Origin of the sequence: Stenotrophomonas hibiscicola ATCC 19867 (genome assembly GCF_000382065.1) — a bacterium.
In the GTDB taxonomy this organism is placed as follows: domain Bacteria; phylum Pseudomonadota; class Gammaproteobacteria; order Xanthomonadales; family Xanthomonadaceae; genus Stenotrophomonas; species Stenotrophomonas hibiscicola.
Map to the genome: position 1 here is coordinate 1 of NZ_KB907507.1, position 22,264 is coordinate 22,264.

The 22,264-nt window shown below is 67.2% G+C and carries 20 protein-coding genes; 8 read left to right on the forward strand and 12 right to left on the reverse strand.

Annotation, left to right across the window (positions count from 1 at the left end):
• The first annotated feature begins 192 nt into the window (after positions 1-192).
• Positions 193-594 carry a hypothetical protein gene (locus tag G370_RS0120065; protein ID WP_019662185.1) on the forward strand — a complete coding sequence of 134 codons (402 nt, stop codon included), beginning with the start codon at positions 193-195 and terminating at the stop codon, positions 592-594.
• A gap of 175 nt (positions 595-769) precedes the next feature.
• On the opposite strand, the gene G370_RS01000000120980 is transcribed toward G370_RS0120065, so the two are convergent.
• Positions 770-1,477 carry a YceI family protein gene (locus G370_RS01000000120980; protein WP_019662186.1) on the reverse strand — a complete coding sequence of 236 codons (708 nt, stop codon included), beginning with the start codon at positions 1,475-1,477 and terminating at the stop codon, positions 770-772.
• An 86-nt stretch (positions 1,478-1,563) separates the two neighbouring features.
• Positions 1,564-2,154 carry a malonic semialdehyde reductase gene (locus G370_RS0120075; RefSeq protein WP_005415046.1) on the reverse strand — a complete coding sequence of 197 codons (591 nt, stop codon included), beginning with the start codon at positions 2,152-2,154 and terminating at the stop codon, positions 1,564-1,566.
• Between the two features lie 126 nt (positions 2,155-2,280).
• Here G370_RS0120075 and G370_RS0120080 point away from each other — a divergent pair, with 126 nt between their 5' ends.
• From G370_RS0120080 to G370_RS0120105, 6 genes are all read left to right on the forward strand, one after another.
• A complete protein-coding gene (locus G370_RS0120080) occupies positions 2,281-3,240 on the forward strand; it encodes a mitochondrial fission ELM1 family protein (protein WP_019662187.1) in 960 nt (319 codons plus the stop codon).
• 152 nt (positions 3,241-3,392) lie between these two features.
• Entirely contained in the window at positions 3,393-3,623 is a 231-nt protein-coding gene (locus G370_RS0120085) for a hypothetical protein (protein WP_005415044.1), read from the forward strand.
• 48 nt (positions 3,624-3,671) lie between these two features.
• Entirely contained in the window at positions 3,672-4,523 is an 852-nt protein-coding gene (locus G370_RS0120090; RefSeq protein ID WP_019662188.1) for a DUF2145 domain-containing protein, read from the forward strand.
• Between the two features lie 19 nt (positions 4,524-4,542).
• Positions 4,543-5,046 carry a hypothetical protein gene (locus G370_RS0120095; protein WP_019662189.1) on the forward strand — a complete coding sequence of 168 codons (504 nt, stop codon included), beginning with the start codon at positions 4,543-4,545 and terminating at the stop codon, positions 5,044-5,046.
• Positions 5,047-5,078: 32 nt separating this feature from the next.
• Positions 5,079-5,591, forward strand: a complete 513-nt coding sequence (locus G370_RS0120100; protein WP_019662190.1) for a hypothetical protein — start codon at positions 5,079-5,081, stop codon at positions 5,589-5,591.
• 75 nt (positions 5,592-5,666) lie between these two features.
• Positions 5,667-6,227 (forward strand): queuosine precursor transporter, encoded by a 561-nt coding sequence (locus tag G370_RS0120105; RefSeq protein WP_019662191.1) that lies wholly within the window; start codon positions 5,667-5,669, stop codon positions 6,225-6,227.
• A gap of 175 nt (positions 6,228-6,402) precedes the next feature.
• Here the strand turns inward: G370_RS0120105 and glnE are convergent, their stop codons facing one another.
• Positions 6,403-9,198 (reverse strand): bifunctional [glutamate--ammonia ligase]-adenylyl-L-tyrosine phosphorylase/[glutamate--ammonia-ligase] adenylyltransferase, encoded by a 2,796-nt coding sequence (glnE, locus tag G370_RS0120110; protein WP_019662192.1) that lies wholly within the window; start codon positions 9,196-9,198, stop codon positions 6,403-6,405.
• Positions 9,199-9,583: 385 nt separating this feature from the next.
• Here glnE and scpC point away from each other — a divergent pair, with 385 nt between their 5' ends.
• Positions 9,584-11,098 (forward strand): succinyl-CoA:acetate CoA-transferase ScpC, encoded by a 1,515-nt coding sequence (gene scpC / locus G370_RS0120115; RefSeq protein WP_019662193.1) that lies wholly within the window; start codon positions 9,584-9,586, stop codon positions 11,096-11,098.
• 134 nt (positions 11,099-11,232) lie between these two features.
• On the opposite strand, the gene hglS is transcribed toward scpC, so the two are convergent.
• The 9 genes from hglS to G370_RS0120160 all read right to left on the reverse strand — a co-directional run bounded on the left by hglS (position 11,233) and on the right by G370_RS0120160 (position 22,147).
• The gene (gene hglS, locus G370_RS0120120) at positions 11,233-12,594 is read right to left on the reverse strand and encodes a 2-oxoadipate dioxygenase/decarboxylase HglS (protein WP_019662194.1); all 1,362 of its coding nucleotides are present in this window, start codon (positions 12,592-12,594) and stop codon (positions 11,233-11,235) included.
• Between the two features lie 164 nt (positions 12,595-12,758).
• Positions 12,759-13,247, reverse strand: a complete 489-nt coding sequence (locus G370_RS0120125; protein ID WP_019662195.1) for a hypothetical protein — start codon at positions 13,245-13,247, stop codon at positions 12,759-12,761.
• A 31-nt stretch (positions 13,248-13,278) separates the two neighbouring features.
• Entirely contained in the window at positions 13,279-14,028 is a 750-nt protein-coding gene (locus tag G370_RS0120130) for an HAD family hydrolase (RefSeq protein WP_019662196.1), read from the reverse strand.
• An 84-nt stretch (positions 14,029-14,112) separates the two neighbouring features.
• Complete coding sequence (locus G370_RS0120135) at positions 14,113-14,529, reverse strand: EF-hand domain-containing protein (protein ID WP_019662197.1); 417 nt, start codon at positions 14,527-14,529, stop codon at positions 14,113-14,115.
• 232 nt (positions 14,530-14,761) lie between these two features.
• Positions 14,762-15,133, reverse strand: coding sequence for a hypothetical protein (locus G370_RS0120140; protein ID WP_019662198.1), 372 nt, complete (start codon positions 15,131-15,133; stop codon positions 14,762-14,764).
• Positions 15,134-15,344: 211 nt separating this feature from the next.
• The gene (locus G370_RS0120145) at positions 15,345-16,058 is read right to left on the reverse strand and encodes a M15 family metallopeptidase (RefSeq protein WP_019662199.1); all 714 of its coding nucleotides are present in this window, start codon (positions 16,056-16,058) and stop codon (positions 15,345-15,347) included.
• A complete protein-coding gene (locus G370_RS0120150) occupies positions 15,991-17,544 on the reverse strand; it encodes a serine hydrolase domain-containing protein (protein ID WP_019662200.1) in 1,554 nt (517 codons plus the stop codon). The genes G370_RS0120145 and G370_RS0120150 overlap by 68 nt, the downstream gene beginning before the upstream one ends.
• A 55-nt stretch (positions 17,545-17,599) precedes the next feature.
• Positions 17,600-20,623, reverse strand: a complete 3,024-nt coding sequence (locus G370_RS0120155; RefSeq protein ID WP_019662201.1) for a TonB-dependent receptor — start codon at positions 20,621-20,623, stop codon at positions 17,600-17,602.
• A gap of 51 nt (positions 20,624-20,674) precedes the next feature.
• Positions 20,675-22,147 (reverse strand): transglutaminase-like domain-containing protein, encoded by a 1,473-nt coding sequence (locus tag G370_RS0120160; protein ID WP_019662202.1) that lies wholly within the window; start codon positions 22,145-22,147, stop codon positions 20,675-20,677.
• Positions 22,148-22,264: the final 117 nt, after the last annotated feature.

Genomic DNA, 22,264 nt, shown 5'->3' on the forward strand with positions numbered 1-22,264 from the left:
CCGCACGCCTTTGACTGTGTAGAGCCGAGCCCATGCTCGGCTGCTCTTCGTTCCGCGATCGGCGAACCCTCGAGCTGCGCGCGATGAGCCGAGCGTGGGCTCGGCTCTACAGGTAATCCGCCGCCCGGTTCAACGCATCAGCCGCCAAGCAATGCGACAATCGCGCTCCTTTCCTGCAGCAACGAGGCCCACATGGCCAAACTGACCCTGGCCAGCGTGGATGCGCTGCGTGCCCGCTTCGCTGATGACGCTGCCTGCGATGCGGCCCTGGCCGCCTTCGCCGATACCGCTGCACTGCGCACGCCGCTGCGCGAACTGGTGGAAGCACAGCACCGCTACCTGCAGGCCGAATTCGAAGTGGCGCAGGTGGCCGACGTGCTGCGCCGCGACCAGAAGTACGCACCGGTGGGCCGGCCTTCGGTGCACATCGTGCAGCTGCGCAAGCAGCAGGCTGCCACCAAGCAGGCGGCGTTGATCGCCCGCCAGGTGGTGGCGCAGGCCGCGCAGACGTTCGTGCGGGTGAGCGGGCTGGCGGTGAAGGCCAAGCAGAGCCCGAGCGAAGCGTGCGTGGCATGGTTGGGCGCGTTGCGCTGAGGGATCGTGCGGACCAACGGTCCGCACCCACCAGATGCCGGTTGGCACCTACCGGGTAGTGCCGGCCGCTGGCCGGCAACCCCATCGGCATCGGGCACCTCGCATGCAGAGCCCAAAAAGAAGGCCCGCTTTTCAGCGGGCCTTCTGCCTTCTCACGACGAGTGAGTGGGGTGCATCAGGCCGCCGGCTTTTCGCCGGTGGCTTCGGTGGTGATGCGGATCTTCACTTCATCGCTGACGTTCGGGGCGTAGGCGCCGACGCCGAAATCGCTGCGCTTCAGGGTGGTGGTGGCATCGAAGCCAGCCGCCGGAACCTTGGCCATCGGGTGCTCGCCGCCGCCGTTGACGGTGACGTCCAGGGTGACCGGCTTGGTGATGCCCTTGATGGTCAGGTCGCCGGTGACGGTCAGCTTGTTGGTGCCGGCCGCTTCCACCTTGGTGCTCTTGAAGGTGGCATCGGCGAACTTGGCGGCGTCGAAGAAGTCGGCGCTCTTCAGGTGCTCGTCGAACTTGGCGGTGAAGCTGTTCAGGCCGCTCAGCGGCAGCTTCACTTCCACGGTGGACTTGGTCACGTCTTCGGCGTTGTACACCAGGGTGCCTTCGACGTTGCCGAAGTGCGCGCTGGGGTTGGAGAAGCCGAAGTGGCTCCACTGCGCCAGCACATCGGTGTGGCTCGGGTCCAGCTTGTAGGTGCCCGAGGCGATCTTGATCGCTTCGGCAGCCGGCGCGGCAGCAGCGGCATCGGCGGCCGGGGTGGCAGCCTGCTCGGTGGTCGCCGGGGCGGCGGCATCGGCCGCCGGGGCAGCGGTATCGGCCGGCTTGGAGCAGGCGACGATGGCCAGGGTCAGGGCCAGCGGCAGCAGCAGTTTACGGGTGGCGCTCATCTGAGGAACTCTCCGGATCGTAGGGTGGGTACACGGTGCAGCAATGGCCCGCCGCGGAACAGCGGGCCCGAAACCGATACAGCGACTTACGCGATGCGCGCCGCTTCGTCGAACGACAGGCGCGGCAGGCGCGGGAACAGGCCCGCCGGATCACCGTAACCCAGGTTGACCAGGAAATTCGACTTGATGGAGGTGCCGGCGAAGAAGGCTTCGTCGACCTTGGCCGGGTCGAAGCCGGACATCGGGCCGGCATCCAGGCCCAGCGCGCGCGCAGCCAGGATCAGGTAGGCACCCTGCAGGCTGCCGTTGCGGATGGCGGCTTCGTGGCGGCCTTCCTGCGGGCCATCGAACCAGGCCTTGGCATCGGTGTGCGGGAACAGGTACGGCAGCTTCTCGTGGAAGTCCAGGTCGAAACCGATGATGACGGTGACCGGCGCAGCCATGGTCTTGGCCAAGTTGCCTTCGGACAGCGCCGGGGCCAGCTTGTCCTTGGCCTCCTTCGAGGTGACGAAGACGAAGCGGGCCGGCGTGGTGTTGGCGGCGGTCGGGCCCCACTTCACCAAGTCGTACAGTTCCTTCAACAGGCTCTCAGGAACCGGCTTGTCGAGGAAGGCGTTCTGGGTACGGGCAGTACGGAACAGCTGATCGAGGGCAGCAGCGTCGAGCGCGTGGGACATCGGTGGATCTCCAGGGCGGCGAAAGGAAGTCAGTGCCCGCGGGCGGCGCGGGGCGAAACGACGAGCCGCAGTGTAGAGTGTCGCGACTGTTGCAACACCCAGCAGGGCTGAAACGAATTAATGCCAATGGTGAAACGATCGAGCGCGCCATGGACGGTCACCGACGGCCGTGCGGGCAATGTCCGCCAAGCGGTCGCGCTGGCCTCGGCACTGCGCCAGGGCACCCACCGACCGCTGCTCCTGCAACCGCGCGCGCCCTGGCGCTGGCTGGCGCCGCGGCGCCTGCCCGGCGATGTCAACGGCTACGGCGAGGCCTTTGCGTCACTGGCCAACGAGGCGCCGGCGCTGGCCATCGGCTGCGGGCGCCAGGCCGCAGGCGCGCTGCGCGTGCTACGCGCACGCGGCAGCCAGGTGGTGCAGATCCTCGACCCCCGCATCAGCGCCCGCCATTGGGACGTGGTGGTGGTGCCCGAACACGATGCCCTGCGTGGCAGCAACGTGCTCACCCTGCTCGGCAGCCTCAACCCGGTGGACGACGACTGGCTGGCCTGGGGCCGCGCCGCGTTCGCCGGCTTCAGCACCCTGCCCGGCCCGCGCACCGCACTGCTGGTCGGCGGGCCGACGCCGCTGGCGCCGTGGGACGAGACGGCGATGGTCGGCGTATTCCAGGCGCTGGCCGAGCAGATCCGCAGCGAAGGCGGCAGCCTGCTGGCGACCACCTCGCGACGCACGCCGCCGGCATTGGCCGAGATCCTGCGCGCGAAGTTCGCCGACCTGCCGCACGTGATCTGGGGCGATGGTGGCGACGGTACCAATCCCTATGGTGGCCTGCTCGGCTGGGCCAACCGCGTGGTGGTCTCGCCCGATTCGGTGAACCTGCTCTCTGAGGCCTGCGCCACGCGCATGCCGGTGATGGTGGCGCTGGCCGAGACCGCGCAGGGCCGGCTGGCCCGCTTCCAGCAGCAGCTGCGCGAGCGCGGGCGCCTGCAGCCGCACTGGCTGGACTGGCAGTACGACCGCATCGAGCCACTGCGCGAGACCGCTCGGGTAGCGGCGGAAGTGAAGCAGCGCCTGGCATTGGGGTAGTGCCGGCCGCTGGCCGGCAACGCTGTGCGCATTACCGAACACCGCCGATGCCGGCCAGTGGCCGGCACTACCGGGATGCACAGCGATTTCTGAACATTTCAATCTGCCCATACCGTTAGAGTCCGGTGCCCCCCACCGGACCGAATGCCTTCATGCGCACCCTGCTCCTGCTGCCCCTGGCCCTGCTCGCCGCGTGTTCGACCGCGCCCACCGAGCTGGACCCGATCTCCTATCAGTGCCAGCAGCAGCTGGACGCGTACCGCGAGCAGCCGGCGCTGCGCGATCCGAAGACGGGCGAGCGCCCGCCGCTGCCGATCGCCCCGATCAGCGATGCCTGCGACAGGGAACTCCAGCGCAAGGGCGTGGATCGCCCGCTGCGCTGAGCAGCGTATGATCGGCGCGCGGGCCTGCCCGCCGCTGAAGGTACCGACATGGATCGTTTTGCCCGCCTGCCCCGGGCCGCGCTGCTGATCGCCAGCCTGCTGGCGACCGCACCGGCCTGGGCCGACAGCACCGCCTGCCGCGAGCGCTACCCGAGCGTGGCGTCGCAGGCGGCGATGCTGGACGTGGCCTGGACCACCGCCGAGCGCCTGGATGCGCTGCCCGATGTGGACGTGGTGGTCGCCGCACGCGGTGGCCAGGATCTGAGCCGCTACGGCCTGCGCCACAGCCACCTGGCCTTCCTGCTGCGCGAGGACGACGGCCGCTGGCGCGCGATGCACCTGCTCAACCGCTGCAAGACCGACCGCTCGCAGCTGTACCACGAAGGGCTGGGCAACTTCGTCGGCGAGAGCGGCGGCCATACCGACCTGCGCATCGGCGTGCCGTCGGCACCGTTGCGTGCAGCGCTGCGCGCGATGCTGGTGCCGCCCTCGATCCAGCCCAAGGCGCTGCACGAAACCAGGTACAACGTGGTCGCCTACCCGTTCGCCACCGACTACCAGAACTCCAACCAGTGGGTGCTGGAAGTGCTGGCGGCGGCGATGGCGCAGGCCGAAGGCGCGCCGGCCATCGTCAAGCGCGAACAGGCACAGCAGTGGCTGCGCCAGCAGAAGTACCAGCCCAGCGTGCTGCATATCGGCCTCGGCAAGCGCGTGGGTGCGCGCCTGTTCGTAGCCAACGCCACCACCACCGACCATCCAGCCGGCGAACGCATCTCCGGCAACTATTCGGTGGTGACGGTGGAATCGGTGTTCGACTTCCTGCACCAGCGCAGCCAGCTGCAGCAGGAACTGGTGATCCCCCACGTGCCGGTGGCCGGTGCCACTGCCGCCGCCCCCTGAATTCCGCTAGGAGAACGATATGCGTCCGCTGCTTGCCTCTGTGTTGTCGATGGTGATCGTCACCGGCCTGGCCTGGTCCACGGCCGCCCACGCCGAACGCCGCATCGTGATCATCCACGACCCGGGCCCGCAGGGACCAAGCCTGGAAATGTCCACGCAGATGGTGGCCTCGGCCCGCGCTGCAGCGGCCAAGGAAGCCCAGGATGCCGCCGACGCCGGCCAGCCGCTGGCCCGCCCGCAGCAGATCAAGCTGCCGCAGATGGAGGTGAGTGCCATCTCCACTACCGTGGATGGCCGCCGCGAAGTGCTGCTGCGTGATGCCAACGATCCGCAGAACACCGCATCGATGCAGTATCCGCGCGGCGTCGGCGACCCGGCCGTGCAGTTCACCGTGGGCCAGACCGTGAATTTCGAGCCAACCGGCAACGACCAGGGCTGGCAGCTGACGGACAACCAGGGCCGCCCGCTGGAGTACCTGCCCGAGGCCACCGGCCCGCGCGATATCTTCGATACCCGGCGCTGAGCCGCCGTCTCCCCCCTGACCAGGAGGTCTCCATGTTCCGTTGCCTGCGCGTTCCCGCTTCTGCATTGCTGCTCTCCGCGCTGCTGGTGCCCACCGTCCATGCCGGCGCCGCGCCGCAGTTGAACAGCAGCGAGGCCAGCGTGCTGATCACCTCGCTGATCGTGGTCTCGGTGCCGCTCGCTGCATCGGCGGGCCTGTCCGAACTGTCCAAGGCGCCGTTCAAGGCCAGCGAACGCAACGGCCGGGCCACGCGCACCAAGGCAGTGCCGCTGCCGCCGATGGAGGTGAAGAAGGTGGAGACCACGCCGGAGGGCGAGCGCCAGGTACAGCTGCAGGTGCCCGACAAGGCCGATCAGACCGCCACCCTGCGCTGGCCGGCGCGCGTACATGAAGACCAGACGGCGGCCTTCGTGGTCGGCCAGCGGGTGCATTTCGAGCCCACCGAGGCCGGTGCCGGCTGGACCGTGAAGAGCGCGCAGGGCCAGGCCCTGGCTTACGTCCCCACCGCCTACGCCGCCGGTGACGTGATGAGTGAAGCGCTGTAAAGCTGAACGACCGTTTTTGGTTTTGCCACGGCCCGGGCGGATAATGGGTGATCCCCTTTCTCCCCCTGGCTCGCCATGTCCGTGCGTCCTGCCCCTCTGTTTGCCCCGCTGACCCCGCGCGCCCTGGTGCTGGCGGTACTGGCGATGGGCGCGGTGGTGCTGCTGTCCAACGTGCTGGTGCAGTACCCGATCAACGATTGGCTGACCTGGGGTGCCTTCAGCTATCCGGTCGCGTTCCTGGTCAGCAACCTGATCAACCGCCGCTTCGGCCCGGGCCCGGCGCGCCGCGTGGCGTGGATCGGCTTCGCGGTGGCGGTGTTGTTGTCGATCTGGGTGGCCACCCCGCGCATCGCCATTGCCTCCTGCTCGGCCTTCATCGTGGCCCAGCTGCTGGACATCACCGTGTTCGACCGCCTGCGCCGCGGCAGCTGGTGGCGCGCACCGATGGTGGCCACGACCTGCAGTGCGACGGTGGATACCACCATTTTCTGGTCGATCGCGTTTGCCGGCTCCGCGCTACCGTGGGTGAGCTGGGCCGCCGGCGACCTGGCAGTGAAGCTGGCGATCGGCGTGTGCCTGCTGGCCCCGTTCCGCGCGCTGCTGTGGAAGATGGCGCCGCTGCGCGCCACCAGCTGACCGCCATTGCCCTGGTAGGTGCCAACCTTGGATGGCACATGAGCACGGTAGGTGCCGACCGTTGGTCGGCACGCTCCATCAGAGTTCATCACCGCTGACAGATTGTGCCGACCAACGGTCGGCACCTACCAACAGCGGATCATCCCCGGGCAATTGCTCTAATGGGTGCACCCACTCACCCGAACGGCAATGCCGCCGCTCTGCACGCCGCCGTAATCGCCGCACACGCGTCTTCAATCGCGGGCGTGGTCGGTGCCAGTCGCGGGCGCCGGTCCAGCGTGCAGGCCAGGCCTACGTCGAGCAGCGTGGCATGCGCGGTATGCAGTGCCTGCGCGGTGGCACCGGGCAGGAAGCCCGCAACCGCCAGCGCATCTATCAACGACGGTGTATCGCGCGGCTGCAGCAGCGCGGGATGCTGCGCACTACGCGCCAGCACGCCGGTCTGCAGCAGGAACTCCAGGTCCACCACGCCACCGGCACCCTGCTTCAGGTCCAGTCGCGCAGCATCGCTGCGGTCCAGTTCGGTGCGCATGCGGCCACGCATCTTCAACACATCGGCATACAGCGTGGCCGGATCGCGTTCGCGGCCCAGCGTCTGCGCACGCACCTGTTCGAAATCGGCCAGCAGGCTGGCATCACCGGCCACGCCGCGTGCACGTACCAAGGCCTGGTGTTCCCATGTCCACGCGCGTTCGCGCTGGTATTCGGTGTAGCTGGCCAACGAAGACACCAGTGAACCCTTGCCGCCATCCGGGCGCAGGCGCACGTCGATGTCGTACAGACGGCCGGCGGCGGTGACCGCACCGAGCAGCGCCATCACCTTCTGCGCCAGCCGCGCATACCAGCGCCCCGGTTCCAGCGGACGTGCGCCATCGCTGGCCTCCACGCCGGCCGGATTGTCGTGCAGGAATACCAGGTCCAGGTCGGAACCGAAGCCCAGCTCAAGCCCTCCGAGGCTGCCGTAGCCGATGATCGCGAAGCGCCCACCAGGAATCACGCCGTGTGCCGCGCGCATGTCCGCTTCGGCCATCGCCAGCACGGTGGTGACCACCGCCTGGGCCAGCTCGGCCAGTTGCCGCGTGCTGTCCACTGCGCCCTGGCGACCGTCCAGCGTGGCCATCGCCATGCGGAAGCTGAGCGCCAGCCGCGTCTCGTTGAGCCAGCGCAGTGCGAATTCGGGGTCTTCCACCGCCAGCACCTGCTGGCACTCGGCCAGCATGCCGGCCGCATCGGGCATCGGCCCGGACACGCGCACGTCCAGCAGTTCGTCCAGCAGCAGCGGGTACGCGGCCAGCCGCTCGGCCAGCAGCGCGCTGCGCGCCAGCACATCCACCAGCCGCGCCAACGCGCTCGGTTGTTCGTCCAGCAGCGCGAGATAGCTGGTCCGGCGCAGCACCGCCTGCAGCAGGCCAAGCACGCGCTTGAGCGCGGCATCGGGTTGCGGCGAGCGCGTGGCCGCATGCAGCAGCGCCGGCAGTACGCGATCCAGCCGTGCACGTGCGGCGTCGGACAGGGACTTCACGCCGGTGCCCTGGGCGAAATCGCGCAGCGACTGATCGGCGCCATTGGCATCGAGGAAACCGGCTTCCGCCAGCAACGGCGCGTCGCTGCCCTCGGGCAGGCTGCGCCAGTAGTTGGCCAGCGCGTCGGGCGCAGCCTGGCCCTTGCGCGGCGCCAGCAGCGCGGCGAATTCAGTACTGACCCGCTGCTGCTGTTCGGCCAATGCCGCGCGCAGCACGTCCCAGTCCGGGTAGCCGAGGCCGACGGCGATGCGCTCGCGGTCCAGTGCATCGCTGGGCAGCACGTGGGTCTGCGCATCGCGCAGCATCTGCAGGCGGTTCTCAAGCCGGCGCAGGAACAGGTAGGCCTCGCGCAGCGCACTGCCGTCCTCGGGCGCGATCTGCCCCGCAGCCACCAGCGCGTCCAGCGCCACCAGCAGGCGGCGCTCGCGCAGCGCAGGTTCGCGGCCACCGCGGATCAGCTGCAGCGCCTGGCACAGGAACTCGATCTCGCGGATGCCACCGGCGCCGCGCTTGATGTCTTCGTGCAGCTCGCGGCGCGCGACTTCGGCGGTGATCGCCGCCTTCATCTCGCGCAGGCCGTCGAGCGCGGTGAAATCGAGGTAGCGGCGGTACACGAACGGGCGCAGGGTCTGCAGCCACGCCTCACCGGCGGCGATGTCGCCGGCTACCGCGCGCGCCTTCAGCCATGCGTAGCGCTCCCAGTCGCGGCCTTCGCGCTGGAAATACTGGTCCATCGCCGCGAACGACAGCGCGACGCGGCCGGCGCTGCCGAACGGCCGCAGGCGCAGGTCAACGCGGTGGCTGAAGCCATCGACGGTGGTTTCGTCCAGCAGCTTGGCCAGGCGCTGGCCGAGGCGGGCGAAGTACTCCTCCGCGGCCAACGCGCGCGCGCCATCAGATTCGCCGCCGTGCGGGTAGGCGTAGACCAGGTCGATATCGGAACTGAAGTTGAGCTCGCCGCCGCCGAGCTTGCCGAGGCCGAACACCACCAGCTGCTGCGCGGCGCCTTCGCCATCGCGGACCACACCGTGGCGTTGGGCGAATTCCTGCTGCAGCGCGTCCAGCGCCAGCCGCAGGCAGTCCTCGGCCAGGGTGGTGGCGCCAGCCAGCGTCTGCGCCACGTCGTCCAGCCCAGCCAGGTCGCGCCAGATCAGCCGCGTCGACATGGCAGTACGCCAGCGCCGGATCTGCGCCGGCCAGTCGCTGGGCTGCAGCGGATCGAGCACCGGTGGTGGGATCGGCGGGCAGCCGGGGGTAGCCAGCTGCGCCAGCAGCGCCGGTTGCCGCACCAGGGTGTCCAGCGCGAAGTCGCTGGCCACCGCCAGTCGGGTCAGCAGCGGCAGCAGTTCGGCAGGAACGGGCTCGGGCAGGACCTGGGCCAGGCGCGCCAGGGCGCGGTCGACAAGGGGCTGCAGGGAGGCGGGCAGGTCAGCGGGGGCGAGGGTCATGGGCGGATTGTATCGACCCGGTCGGGACGCGACGGACCCGGTAGGGCCGGCCGCTGGCCGGCAGATCCCATGATCCTGCCGAAGGTTGCTGCAGTTGCCGGCCAGCGGCCGGCACTACCGATAATGGAGGCCGCGCATTCATACTGGGCGACAGGCAATAAAAAAGCCCGCTTGCAGCGAACTGCCAGCGGGCTCTGCTCCCTCCCCCACGTCGGGATGCAGGGCCATCGTGCGGGCTGCGAAAGCACTTTGCACGCTGCACTGCAAAACAGAACCGGCGGGTATGGGTGAGCCCCCTGGGGGAAAAGCCATTCCACGAAGGTAGAACCCCCCGTACGGATGAGGATGGCCGATAATCGGGATTCCCCCCAGAAACACTGTCGTCATGTCTGTTGATCGCATCGCCAACGCGCGTCTCCGTGACCGCGTGGTCTCCGCCGAGGCCGCAGCCGCGCTGATCCAGCCCGGTGAAACCGTGGCCATGAGCGGCTTTACCGGCTCCGGGTATCCCAAGGCCGTTCCCGTGGAACTGGCCCGCCGCATCGAAGCGGTGCACGCCCAGGGCAATCCCTTCCAGATCAAGCTGATGACCGGCGCGTCGACCGCGCCGGAACTCGATGGCGCGCTGGCCAAGGCCGATGGCATCGCCATGCGCATGCCGTTCCAGAGCGACCCGGACGCGCGCAACCGCATCAACGAGGGCAAGCTGGATTACATCGACATCCACCTCAGCCACGTTGCCCAGCACGTGTGGTTCGGTTTCTACGGCGAGATCGACACCGCCGTGATCGAAGTCTCGGCCATCCGCGAGGACGGTTCGCTGGTGCCCTCCACTTCGGTCGGCAACAACAAGACCTGGCTGGACCTGGCCAAGAAGGTGATCGTCGAGGTCAACGAATGGCAGCCGGCCGGCGTCGACGGCATGCATGACATCTACTACGGCACCGCGCTGCCGCCGCACCGCAAGCCGATTCCGCTGGTGAACGCCAACGACCGCATCGGCGACACCGCGCTGCGCTGCGACCCGGACAAGATCGTGGCGGTGGTGCGCACCAACGGCCCGGACCGCAACAGCCCGTTCAGCCCGATCGATGCGACCAGCGAGCAGATCGCCTCGCACCTGATCGAGTTCCTGCAGCACGAGGTGAAGAAGGGCCGCCTGCCGCCGAACCTGCTGCCGCTGCAGTCGGGCGTGGGCAACATCCCCAATGCCGTGCTGGCCGGCCTGGCCAAGAGTGGTTTCCGCGACCTGGCCGCGTTCACCGAAGTGATCCAGGACGGCATGCTCGACCTGCTGCGCGATGGCGTGCTGAGCTACGCCTCGTGCACCGGCTTCGCGCTGAGCCCGCAGGCCAACGAGACGTTCAAGGAGAACATCGATTTCTACCGCGAGCGCATCATCATGCGTACGCAGGAAATCTCCAACCATCCGGAACTGGTGCGCCGCCTGGGCTGCATCGGCATGAACGGCATGATCGAGGTGGACATCTACGGCAACGTCAATTCGACGCACGTGATGGGCACGCGCATCATGAACGGCATCGGCGGTTCGGGTGACTTTGCCCGCAATGGTTTCCTGTCAGCGTTCCTGAGCCCGTCCACCGCCAAGAACGGCACCATCTCGGCGATCGTGCCGATGGCCAGCCATGTCGATCACACCGAGCACGATGTGTCGGTGATCGTCACCGAACAGGGCCTGGCCGACCTGCGCGGGCTGACCCCGCGCAAGCGCGCGCAGGTACTGATCGACAACTGCGCGCACCCGGATTTCCGGCCGCAGTTGCAGGATTACTTCGACCGTGCCAGCCGCGAGAGCTACGGCAAGCACACCCCGCACCTGCTGCCGGAAGCGCTGTCGTGGCACCAGCGCTGGCTGGATACCGGCACGATGAAGGGCTGACGCCCGCGGCTGTAGAGTCGAGCCATGCTCGACTCTACAGCCCAGTGCAGCCGAGCATGGCTCGGCTCTACAAAGGGGCCGCTCCGCAGAATCCCTGTAGAGCCGAGCCCACGCTCGGCTCCACGGCAAGCGGTTTACCCGCGCAGCGCCGCCAGCGATTCGGCCTGCAGCCGCTCGTAGATCTCGAACTCGTCGTTCACCGCCACGCCCAATGCCTGCTCGAAGGCCTCGCGGTTGGCATGCGCGGCATAGGCGCGCTGTTCTTCGCCACCCAGGTTCGACTGGAAGATGCCCGCGGCGCTGACCGGCAGGAAATCCTCGTAGACGATCGGGTCAGCCGTCGCCAGGCCGGCGGCCACCAGCACTTCAGCGGGCAGATCGGCCACGCGCTCCGGCGCGGCGCGGCCGGCGTCGGTCAGCTGGTAGCGGTAATACCCCAGGCCTTCCTGGCGCAGCGTGTCATGGTCATCCGGGAAGCTGGCGAACACCGCCTGCAGGCGCTGGCCGTAGTCGCCGCCGGTGCTGCCTTCGCCACCGGCGTCGCGGGCCTGCGACAACAGTTGGTCGTACAGCGCGCGGCCCTTCGGGGTCAGCGCCAGGCCGCGTTGTTCGATCTCGCCGAAGCGCGCAGTATGCGTGCCGGCGTCACCACCTTCGGCATCCGGGAAATGAACGGCTTCTTCCAGGGCCTTGAAGCTGGTCTGGCGCAGCAGGATCGGGCAGGCACGGCGCGGCGGACCTTCGATGACCGCCTTGGCCGCCATGCCGTGCTCGATCATTGCCGCCTGCGCCGCGTCGATGTCCAGCGTTCGCGGGGTCAGGTGGTTGATGTGCGGGCCACGGAAGCTGACCACGTCGGCCACCAGCCGGTGCGCGTTGTGCAGCGCGCGGTAGGTCGGCAGGTCGACCGTGGCGTCACCATGCCAGCGGAAGGTTTCCAGTGCTTCATCGACGAAGCGCTCGGCATCGGCCTGCGACAGGCCGCCGTCACGCTCGGCCTGCTCGATCAGTGCCAGTGCGCCGTCGGTAAAGATGCGGCGGCGTGACAGGATCTTCGCCGACTCGGCACGCAGCGCTTCATCCTCGATCAGTTCCAGGCGCAGCAGCGAGGTGAACACGCGGAACGGATTCTGTGCCAGCGCCGCGCCGGTGAGTGGGCGGAACGCGGTGGAGTGCACCGGCACGCCGGCCACCGACAGGTCGTAGTAGCCGACGGGGTACATGCCCATCACCGCGAACAGGCGGCGCAGCGTCGCCAGCTCCTGCGCGGTGCCGACGCGGATCGCGCCATGACGCTCTTCATCCAGCCGCGCACGCTCGTCGTTGCGCTGCAGCTGCGCGGCCAGCGCCGGGTCATTGGCAAGCACCTGCGCGTTGATCCGCTCCACCAGTTCCACCAGCGTGCCATACAGCGGAACTTCGGTGCGGTACATGCGGGACATGGCCTGCGCAAACAGGCGGCGGATCACATCAGGCGAAACGAAAGAGGCGCTCATCAGTCACTCGATTACGGAAACGGGGAACAGCTCGGAACCGTATTGTCGCCGGAGCGCCCGGCGGCGGCGATACGCAGAGCAACATAAGGAAACCGGTAGTGCCGGCCGCTGGCCGGCAACCTCCGGATGCCTGGAATGGTGCAGGCGCCGGCCAGCGGCCGGCACTACCGCTTGAGCTGGCGCTTCAGGGTGGCATCCAGCGTGATCGGCCGGTCCCAGTGCTGGTAGCTGGCCACGATGGCATGGCGCACAGCCCGGTAGTGCAGATTGTCCGGCTTGGTGGGCATGCGCTTGACCAACGCCTCCCAGCCGCCCTCCGGGTCCTGGCTGAAGGCACGCACGCTGTCGCGGCAGGTCTGGCCACTGGCCTTGGCCCAGAAGCAGGCGAAATAGATGTCTCCGGCCTGCCAGCCGTGGGTGGTGAACAGCGCGCTGATGTAGCCGCGCGGCACGTCGGCATAGCGCGACACTTCGTCGAGGAAAGCGTCGGGGTAGCGTTCGGCGTAATGGTTGATGTCCCGCAGCTGGGCATCGACCCAGCTGTCGCCGGTGTCCACTTCGTAGGCGCTTGAGCGCTCGGCGGTCTGCTGGGCCAGCACGGTGGCCGGCGCCAACAGCAGGGACAACATCAGCGCGCGCAGTCGGTGGTTCATGCCCCGATTCTGCCGCAGCCGACGGGCCCTGTCAGGCCGCAGCGGCCTTGGCCTCGATCGCCGCCAGTGCGGCCGGCCAGTCGTGGGCGGTATCGGCAGTGACCATGCGCGGTTCGTCGTCGGCCACGCCATGCTGGGTCTCGTGGGCCCAGGTCACTGCGTACGGGGTATGCACGCCCCAGCCACCCAGGGTGACCACCGGCTCGATGTCCGAGCGCAGCGAGTTGCCGACCATCACGAAGCGCTGCATCGGCAGGTCGAATTCGGCCAGCACGCGGGCGTAGGTCTCCGGGTCCTTCTCGGAAACGATCTCGATGCGCGGGAAGAGCTCGGCCAGGTTGGCGACCTTGATCTTCGATTCCTGGTGGAACAGGTCGCCCTTGGTGATCAGCACCACCGGGTAGTGCTCGGCGATGGCCGCCACCGCTTCGCGCACACCGTCGATCAGCTCGACCGGGTGGCGCAGGGTGTCGTGGCCAATCTCCAGGATGCGCTGGATGTCCTTGGCCTCGATGCGCTGGCCGGTGATGTCGATGGCCGCTTCGATCATCGACAGGGTCATGCTCTTGACGCCGTAGCCGAAGGTGCCCAGGTGGCGCTGCTGCACTTCCAGCAGGTGGCGCGCGGTCTGGGTGTCATGCACGTCGACGTAGCGCGACAGCAGGTCAAGATAATCCTGCTCGGCCTTGCGGTAGTAGTCCTCGCTCTTCCACAGCGTATCGTCACCGTCAAAACCGACCAGGCCGATGGCGCGCGACGGCGCAGGCGTGGAGGTGTTCATCGTGCAAGGATACAGGGGCCGTGGTGACGAAAAAAACCCGGGCGGCCGAAGCCGCCCGGGTTCCCATACGCCCCGATACAGGTCTTACCTGCCCTGCGCACCCTGCGCTGCGCCGCCGGCGCCGGCCTGCTGGGCGGCCACATAGGCCTTGTACTCATCGGCGCTCAGCTCACCGTCCTTGTTGGTATCGGCCTGGTCGAACACCTGGGCCAGGCCGGCGTTCACCTGCGCCTCGGTCTTGCTGATGGTGCCGTTGCCATCGGTATCGATGCTGGCCCAGGTCTGGCCACCGCCGTTGGCCTGGGCCGAGGCCGCTGCGGCCGCATTGGTTGCCTGGTCAGCCGCCTGGCCCGCCTGTGCCGCTGCCTGCTGCGCCTGGGCGGCCTCGTTCTGTGCCTGCGCGGCCTGCTGCTTGGCCGACTGGGCCATCGCCGGGATGGCCAGCACGCTGCCGGCGGCGACGATCAGGGCGATCAGGGGCTTGCGGTTGCGAATAGTCATCAGGGGTGTCTCCTACCGATTGGGTGGTGTTGCGCGGCGTGTTGATTCCGCACGGCACCTACCCTGCCACCGCGTTTCTGAATCGATTTTGCGCCGCGATCGGCGCCCACACGCGCGATTAACCACTGGCCTCCACGCATGCTTTAGCGCGGTGGTTAGGGTGAAGTGAGTGGCTCATAAGATGCGCATTCAGCGCCTCTGCATTTAACCGGCAGGCAACGAAAAACCTGCGTCAGTCGACGGTTTTTTCCGATGACCGCGAACTGAACAACACCCATGCAAGAGCAACACCGGCGAGCGCACCGGCGATTTCCAGCACCACACGGCTGCCGAGCTCGTTGGGATCGTGGATGGTGGCCAGGAAGATGCGCGCGTACAGCGGCGATTCCAGCCGCACGATGCCCATGTAGAACAGCTTCCATGCATCGATGCCGGCGGAGATGATCACGGCGATGACGCAGGACCAGCCGATCGCATGCCCCGCTGTCCAGTGCAGGAGCCGGCACAGCTGCGACCACAGGAAGTACACCAGCAGCCCGACCAGCATGGCGATGGCGCCAGCTTCCAGGGTACCGAGCAGGCCGAAGTGCAGAGGAAGGTTCATCGGGTGGGCAGGGATGAAGAGGCGGCCAGTGTAAGGGATCTGCCCCGGACCCGATCCGGTAGCCACAGTAGATCCACGCCATGCGTGGATGAATCTCCATCCAAATCGAATATCTCGACGATTGAACAAGGAGCAGCCGAGCATGGGCTCGGCTCTACAACGGACCACGCGGGAAACTGTCAGAGGCGGGGCGGTGCCCTGCCGATACCGCCTAAAGCACTGGCACGTCGTACGCGGTGCCGGAATCCGGTTCGGGCTGCAGGGTGTAATGCCACCACTCCTGCGGATAGTTGACGAAGCCACGGCGCGCCATCGCCTGCACCAGCTGCTGGCGGTTCGCCTGCTGCACAGTGCTCAGCCCGCTCGTCTGCGTATGCGCACGTGGCCCGAAGAAGTCGAAGTCAGTGCCCATGTCCAACGGCGCACATGCACCGCTGCGGCAATCCAGCAGGCCCAGATCCACCGTGGCACCGCGGCTGTGGCCGGAGCGCTCGGCGATGTAGCCGTCAGCCAGCAGGCGTGGCTTGTCCAGATCCGGGTACTGCTGCGCCTTGCGCGAGAGCTCGCGCGGATCGTTCACCCAGGCCATGAACGCCTGCACCGAACGCACCGGCCGGTAGCAGTCGTAGAGGCGCAGGCCGAAGCCATCGGCGCGCAGGTCCTGTTCCACCTGTGCCAGTGCCTTTGCCACCGGCGCCAGCAGATAGCACGATGGCGCCTCGTAGCCGGGCACGCGCGCACCGGTGAAGTTGTTGGCACTCGCATAGCGGATATCGAGCTCGATGCGCGGCGACAAAGTGCGGATCTCCACCAGTCCGGCGCTGGCCGCGTCGGTGGCCGGTGAAACGCGCGGTGGCTCAGCGGCGCCGGTGGTCGCCGCCAGGGCAATCGCCAGTACGAGTGAAATGCAGGTCCTGGAAGTCATAGCTGAAGTCGATGTCCGGATCGATGGCGCGCAGGTCCAGTGTCGGTGCCGGGCCCTCGCCCGGCCGCAGCCACGCCTGTGCATCGTCACCCAGCGTATCCCAGCGCAGCAGCCAGCGCCCCTGCAGCTGCAGCACGGCTCCCTGCAGGCGGGGCGACTTGTCCACGCTGAAGCGCAGGCCGTCCTTGCCTGGGCACAGCGATGCGGGCCCCAGCCAGGGATCGCTGTAGCGTCCCTGCCAACGCGGCAGATCGGAAGCCGACGCCTGCCGCGCATCCGACGTCGGCGGCCGCTGGTGCCCGGTTGCCGCACGAGCGGCCTGGTCCGCCTTCAGTTCGGCCAGGTATTCCATCGCCGGGCGCGCATCATTGGGGGCGGTGAAGCGTTTCAGTGCGGCCTGCATCAATGCGGTGCGCGCATCCTCGCCTTCACCGTTGATCAGCATCACCACGCCCACCTTGCGGTCAGGCAACAGCGCCAGCGACGAGTACATGCCCGACAGGGTGCCGGTGTGCGCCACCTTCCACTGCCCATCCATGTCCGACACCCGCCAGCCATAGCCGTAGCCATAGAAATGCGCGTTGTCCCAACGCCGCTGGCGTTCACCCAGCGCCATCGGCATGTGCAGGGTCCACAGCGTACGGCGCTGCTCAGCGTCCAACCAGCCAGGTGCCAGGGCGGGATCGAGCAGCACCTGCATCCAGCGCGTCATGTCGCGCAGCGAACAACGGATGCCGCCGGCCGCCATCGACGGCAGGTCCGGGCTGATCGCTCCATCCGCGTTCACTACCGCGTTGCGATCACCGCGCCAGGCATGCGGCTGCGCCACGTTGCCCACGCGCTTCACCGACCACGCCCCCACCTGGCAGCGCGTCATGCCCAGTGGTTCGAACACCTGCTCGCGCATCAGCTGGTCGTACGGCTTGCCACCCGCTGCCGCCGCCACTTCCCCGGCCACCACGTACATCAGGTTGTCGTAGGCGTAGCGGCTGCGGAAGCTGCTGACCGGTTTCAGGTGCGCCAGCCCCGCGATGATGTCCGCACGGGTGAACGCGTTCGGTTCCGGCCACAGCATCAGGTCACCGGCGCCCAGGCCCAGGCCGCTGTTGTGGATCAGCAGGTCGCGCACCTGCATCTGCTCGCCCACCCACGCATCGTGCATGCGGAAGCCCGGCAGATATTGCTGCACCGGATCCTCCCAGCGCAGCTTGCCCTGCTGCACCAGCCGCGCCAGCAGCGCGGCGGTCATCGCCTTGCTGTTGGAGGCGATCTTGAACAGCGTGTCCTGGTCGATGCGGCCGCCGTCGCCACGCGCGCCTTCGGCGTGGCGATAGACCACCTGCCCGTTGTCGACCACCGCCATGGCCAGCCCGGGCAGGTGCTCGTGCTGGACCACGGCGGCGACGTCGGCATCGAGGGAGGCGATATCGGTCGGCGAAGCGGACGGTGCGGCCAGTGCCGCCGCGACGATCAACAGGTGGTACATGCGAGCAGCCCCTCCATTGCCCGCGCCGTCACGGTGGGCGGCGCGGATCGTGGCCTCAGAAGTTCCAGGTCACCACCAGCTGTGTATAGCGAGGGGCCTGCCAGCGCGTCCCGGTGCCGAACGTCGCCTCGCGGTACTGGCCGGGCTGCGCTTCATAGCGCTGGTGCACGTTGATGGTCTTCTGGTTGTTGAACAGGTTGTACACCGACAGCCGTGCACTGAGATCGATGCCCTCCACCGGCAAACGCCAGGTCACGTTGGCGCCCATGGTCCAGGTCCACGGCAGGCGACCGAACGCACCGCGTGGGCTGTACTCGAACTGCCGCTGGTTGTACGGGCCGGAACAGTTGGCCACGCACAGCCAGCCGGTACCACCGCCGCTTCCCTCGCTGGAAGTACTGCCACCGGCGATGGAATCGTTTGGCCACATCACGCCGTAGGCAGTGATCGGGCCACCGGACTGCACCTGCAGCGTGGTACCGAACGACCATTGCTTGTTCAGCGCGTAAGCGGCACGCAGCTTGAACTGGTGGCGGAAGTCGTTGAACAGCACGCCATAGCGCTCGTTGGTGGCCGGATGGTCCCAGAACTGGACCATGCCGGTGTCGCCGTAGTTGGTATCGGAATTCACCGGGCCTTCGAAATTGCCCTCGCTCTTCGACCACAGGTAGGACGCGTTGAACATCCACTTCTCGTCCCAGGCACGGTCGATCTGGAACTCCAGTGCCTTGTAGGTGCGCTTGGGCTTGGAGTAACCGATCACCTCGCCGCTGCCGCCCTTCCGATAGCCGCTGTTGGCGGTATCAATGGTGATCCAGCCTTCGTTGGCGCAGCCGATGCTCTTGTCGCCCCAGATCGTCAGGCTCTCGCCCGGGTTGGCGATCGGCCACAGCGTGCTGGGGGTCGGGCCGCATGGGGTGTAATTGATGCGGATGTCGTCCAGCGCACGGGTCATGCGTCGATAGGTGGCGTTGACGCCCCACGACCATGCCTGGTTGATCATGTTCTGGAAGCCCAGGATGTACTCGTCCTGGTAGACCGCCTTGAGGTCGCGATCCACACTCTGGCGCAGGTCGGCACCGCCGGTGTTCATGCGGGTGTCGGTCGGCCCGATCTGCTGGCCGACGACCGGTGCCATGTACGGTGAGCCGGTCGGCGAGGTTTTCCGCTCCCAGCCATTGAGCACGTAGTAGCTGTACTCGTCGGTCAGGCCACCTGCGAAATTCACGTTGATGTTGTTGGTGACAGGCAGGTAGTAGCGGCCGGCGTTGCCGAACAGCTTGGTGCTGCCATCACCGCGCATGTCCCACGAGAAGCCGACGCGAGGTGCGATCAGGTCATCCATCTTGATGAACGCCTTGCCGGCGGCGGTACGGTTCTCGAAACGGTCCCAGCGCACGCCCAGGTTCAGCATCAGGTTCGGGGTGATGTTCCAGATGTCTTCCACGTACAGCGCATTGGCTTCGGTCTCGAACGTGCCGCCCGACTTGCGGTTGCGCGCACGCAGCATTTCGGTAACGCCAGCCGGTACGTAGGCATTGGCACCGTCCCAGACTTCATCGCCGGGGCGCGCCACGTAGGCGGTGTAGCTCAGTTCGGTCGGGCCGGGGTAGCGGGTGGACTGCTTTGTGGTCATCAGCTCACGGTCGACACCGAAGCGCAGCAGGTGGTCACCCAGCTGCCATTCGAAATCCAGTCGCGCCACGTCACGGGTATCGTCACGCTCGGCCACTGCCGTGCCCGTGGGGTGGCAGCCTGCGCGCAGGCCCCGCAGCTTGCCCAGGCGCGGGCCGTAGGTACTGTCGGTGAACACGGGGCTGCAGGCCTGATCCAGCGATGAATTGGTGAACGCACGCTGGTTGTTCTGGCCGACCATGGCGCGCGCGGTGAAGTTCTGTCCGAAGTGGCCGGTGTAGGTGGCCGACCAGTTGCGGCCGCCGGTCTCGGTGACCGAATCGCCGCCCCAGGCGCCGAGCTGGTCGGCGTTCCAGTTGTAACCGTACGACGCATTGGTGACATCGCCCTCATCCGAGAACGCCAGCAGCGCCAGGCTGTGGTTGTCGTTGATGTTCCAGTCCAGCTTGGTGCCCCAGAAGCCGTTGCCGGAGTCGTTCTTGAACCAGGTACTGCCATCAGACGAGGTGTTGTGTCCCTTGTCGCTGCGGTCTTCGTACATCGCGAACAGGAACAGCTTGTCCTTGACGATCGGGCCGGAGCCCCACACGTTGGTCTTCAGGAAGGAGTTGTTGTCGCGGCTGCCATAGGAATGCGGGGTGCCGTCGCGGTGGAAATGATCGCCGCCACTGGCGCGCCACGCACTGGGCTCGGCGGTGACTTCAACACCGCCCTCGAATTCGTTGCTGCCCGAACGGGTCACCGCATTGATCACGCCACCGGTGGAGCGGCCGAACTCGACCGAGTAGCCACCGGTCTTGACCTGGAACTCCTTGAAGAAGGCGAACGGCGCGGTGCTGAAGCCGCGACGGGTATACATGTCGGTGACATTCAGGCCATTGATGAAGACCGCATTCTCGGCCACCGATGAACCAGCGAATGACAGGCCGCCGAATGACGAGTTGCCGCCGACCACGCCCGGCGCCATCAGCGCGACCGCAGACAGGTCCTGCGCCACCGGCAGCCGCGAGATCTCCTGGCGGTTGATGTTGAAGGATGTCTCGGTGGAGTAGACATCCACGCGGTTGACCACGCGGGTGCCGACCACCTGCAGCGCATCGAGATTGGTGACGCCGCCGCCACTGGCCAGGTTGACTGTGGTGGTTCCGCCTACTGCCACACTGACAGCAATCTGATCGCCCAGCTTCTGGCCATCGCGGCTGAGCTGCAGCTGGTAGTCACCTACCGGCAGCTGGCCGAGGCGGTAGCTGCCGTCGGCGCCGACGGTGACGGTACGGGTCAGACCCGTACTGTTGCTGACCACGGTCACCTGGTCGCCCGCGGTTGCACGGCCGGCAACTGCGCCGCTCACGTTCTGTGCCATCGCGATGCCGGGCAGCACTACGCCCAGACACGCCCCAAGGGCGACGCACAACGCCGCCCGCTTGATGCTGTAAGCCTTCATCCCCTGCTCTCTCCTGCAAGAATTGAATGGTGTGGAATGCGGTGTGTCGCGCTAGCGTTGCCTGGCTGGCAGTACCCGCCACTGGAAGTCGTAGCTCCATTGGTCGAAGTACAGGTTGCCGCCTGCCCACTCGGCCTCGCCGCGCTGCGAGTCGACCGTTTCCGAGCGGAAGTGCTGCTTGGCCGGCACGAAGGGCTGGCCGAAATCGTCGTTGAAGGCGATGCGGTAGCCGTCGAGGCCACCCAGGTAGAAATCGCGCAGTGCAGGCACATCGCTGGCAAGCGCGCCGGTGGTCACGTCCATCGGCAGCCAGCCATACGGCGCCAGGTAGACCTGCCCCCAGTCATGCAGGTTGTTGTAGCCGCTGCCATCGCCGGAGAACACCATGCCCGACTGCCAGCGCGCGGGAATGCCGTTCATGCGCAGCAGCGCGATCAGCAGCAGGGTCTGTTGGCCGCAGTCGGCATGGCCGGCATGCAGCGCGTAATCGCTGATGTTGCTGAGCGTGGAGTATTCGCGCGCACCGGCCCAGGGAATGCGATCCACGGCAGCAAACAGCTTGCGCAGCACTTCATACGGACGTGTCTCGCCCTGCAGTACCTGGTCGGAGAACAGCTTCAGCGCCGGGGTGAAGCGCACATGCGGCAGCTGCTCGGCCAGATAGGGCTTCAAGGCCGGATCAGCCGGGGTTGGCTGTACCTTGGCCGGGTCGATCGCGGTATGCCGGGCGAGGATCGTGACCGCGTAGCGGATCTCGAAGCGCGTCGGCTGCCCAGCCACTGCCTTGGCTTCCAGGTACACGGTGCGCTGCAGGGTACTGGCCGGTGCCACCCGCGCCTTGCCCGGGGTGCTGCCCAGCCACTGCACCTGTTCCTGCTGCCCGGGGATCTCGCGCGGGTACGGAATCCACGCGCGGATCGTTTCACCGGCGGGCACCACATCGGATTTCACCGTGAGCGACTGGGTGAATTCGTAGCGCTGCGGCAGTACCGACGCCTGGCCACCCTGTTCGGCCGCGGCAACCACGCCTGCGTGGTGGGCGTTGAGCACTTCGTTGGGGCCCGGAGGCGGCATCGGTGCATCCGTGCGGCGGCGCGCGCGTGCTTCGTCGCTGAGCAGGAACAGGTTCGACGGTGCGCGCTTGAAGTACCAACGCTCGCCATCGATATCGAGATGCTCGATCAGGCCGAGTTGGTCCCAGCGCGCGAATTCCTCGTCGGTCAGATCGGGAATCCAGCGGCGCACGGCCGCCTTGGCCGCGGCCTCGTCGAGGGAAAAATCCAGGCGGATGCGGCGCATGCGCTCGCGCTGGAAGGTCCCCTCGGTGGTATCGCCTGCCGTTGCCAGCAGCGCTTCGGCATCGCTGAAGCGACCGCTGTCGATCAGGTCGATCACCTGCGTCTGGCGCGCCCGCTGCTGGCTGCTATGCCCATCGGTCGCCTGCGTGGCCGACACCCACAGCAGCAACACGGCACCCAGGCCGGCGGCGGCAGTCAGACGCGGTTTGCGAACGGCAGGATCCACAGCGACACTTCCCCAGCGCGGGTGGTAACGGCTGTGTAACACGGGCCGGGATGTTGGTCAATAATTTATTCTTGCTTTCGGGGCCAAAAGGAATAAATATTCCAACAGGCATTCGAG

Coding starts and splice junctions, on each gene's coding strand:
- G370_RS0120065 (WP_019662185.1), top strand. CDS start 193: ATGGCCAAACTGACCCTGGCCAGCGTGGATGCGCTGCGTGCCCGCTTC.
- G370_RS01000000120980 (WP_019662186.1), bottom strand. CDS start 1,477: ATGAGCGCCACCCGTAAACTGCTGCTGCCGCTGGCCCTGACCCTGGCC.
- G370_RS0120075 (WP_005415046.1), bottom strand. CDS start 2,154: ATGTCCCACGCGCTCGACGCTGCTGCCCTCGATCAGCTGTTCCGTACT.
- G370_RS0120080 (WP_019662187.1), top strand. CDS start 2,281: ATGGTGAAACGATCGAGCGCGCCATGGACGGTCACCGACGGCCGTGCG.
- G370_RS0120085 (WP_005415044.1), top strand. CDS start 3,393: ATGCGCACCCTGCTCCTGCTGCCCCTGGCCCTGCTCGCCGCGTGTTCG.
- G370_RS0120090 (WP_019662188.1), top strand. CDS start 3,672: ATGGATCGTTTTGCCCGCCTGCCCCGGGCCGCGCTGCTGATCGCCAGC.
- G370_RS0120095 (WP_019662189.1), top strand. CDS start 4,543: ATGCGTCCGCTGCTTGCCTCTGTGTTGTCGATGGTGATCGTCACCGGC.
- G370_RS0120100 (WP_019662190.1), top strand. CDS start 5,079: ATGTTCCGTTGCCTGCGCGTTCCCGCTTCTGCATTGCTGCTCTCCGCG.
- G370_RS0120105 (WP_019662191.1), top strand. CDS start 5,667: ATGTCCGTGCGTCCTGCCCCTCTGTTTGCCCCGCTGACCCCGCGCGCC.
- glnE (WP_019662192.1), bottom strand. CDS start 9,198: ATGACCCTCGCCCCCGCTGACCTGCCCGCCTCCCTGCAGCCCCTTGTC.
- scpC (WP_019662193.1), top strand. CDS start 9,584: ATGTCTGTTGATCGCATCGCCAACGCGCGTCTCCGTGACCGCGTGGTC.
- hglS (WP_019662194.1), bottom strand. CDS start 12,594: ATGAGCGCCTCTTTCGTTTCGCCTGATGTGATCCGCCGCCTGTTTGCG.
- G370_RS0120125 (WP_019662195.1), bottom strand. CDS start 13,247: ATGAACCACCGACTGCGCGCGCTGATGTTGTCCCTGCTGTTGGCGCCG.
- G370_RS0120130 (WP_019662196.1), bottom strand. CDS start 14,028: ATGAACACCTCCACGCCTGCGCCGTCGCGCGCCATCGGCCTGGTCGGT.
- G370_RS0120135 (WP_019662197.1), bottom strand. CDS start 14,529: ATGACTATTCGCAACCGCAAGCCCCTGATCGCCCTGATCGTCGCCGCC.
- G370_RS0120140 (WP_019662198.1), bottom strand. CDS start 15,133: ATGAACCTTCCTCTGCACTTCGGCCTGCTCGGTACCCTGGAAGCTGGC.
- G370_RS0120145 (WP_019662199.1), bottom strand. CDS start 16,058: ATGACTTCCAGGACCTGCATTTCACTCGTACTGGCGATTGCCCTGGCG.
- G370_RS0120150 (WP_019662200.1), bottom strand. CDS start 17,544: ATGTACCACCTGTTGATCGTCGCGGCGGCACTGGCCGCACCGTCCGCT.
- G370_RS0120155 (WP_019662201.1), bottom strand. CDS start 20,623: ATGAAGGCTTACAGCATCAAGCGGGCGGCGTTGTGCGTCGCCCTTGGG.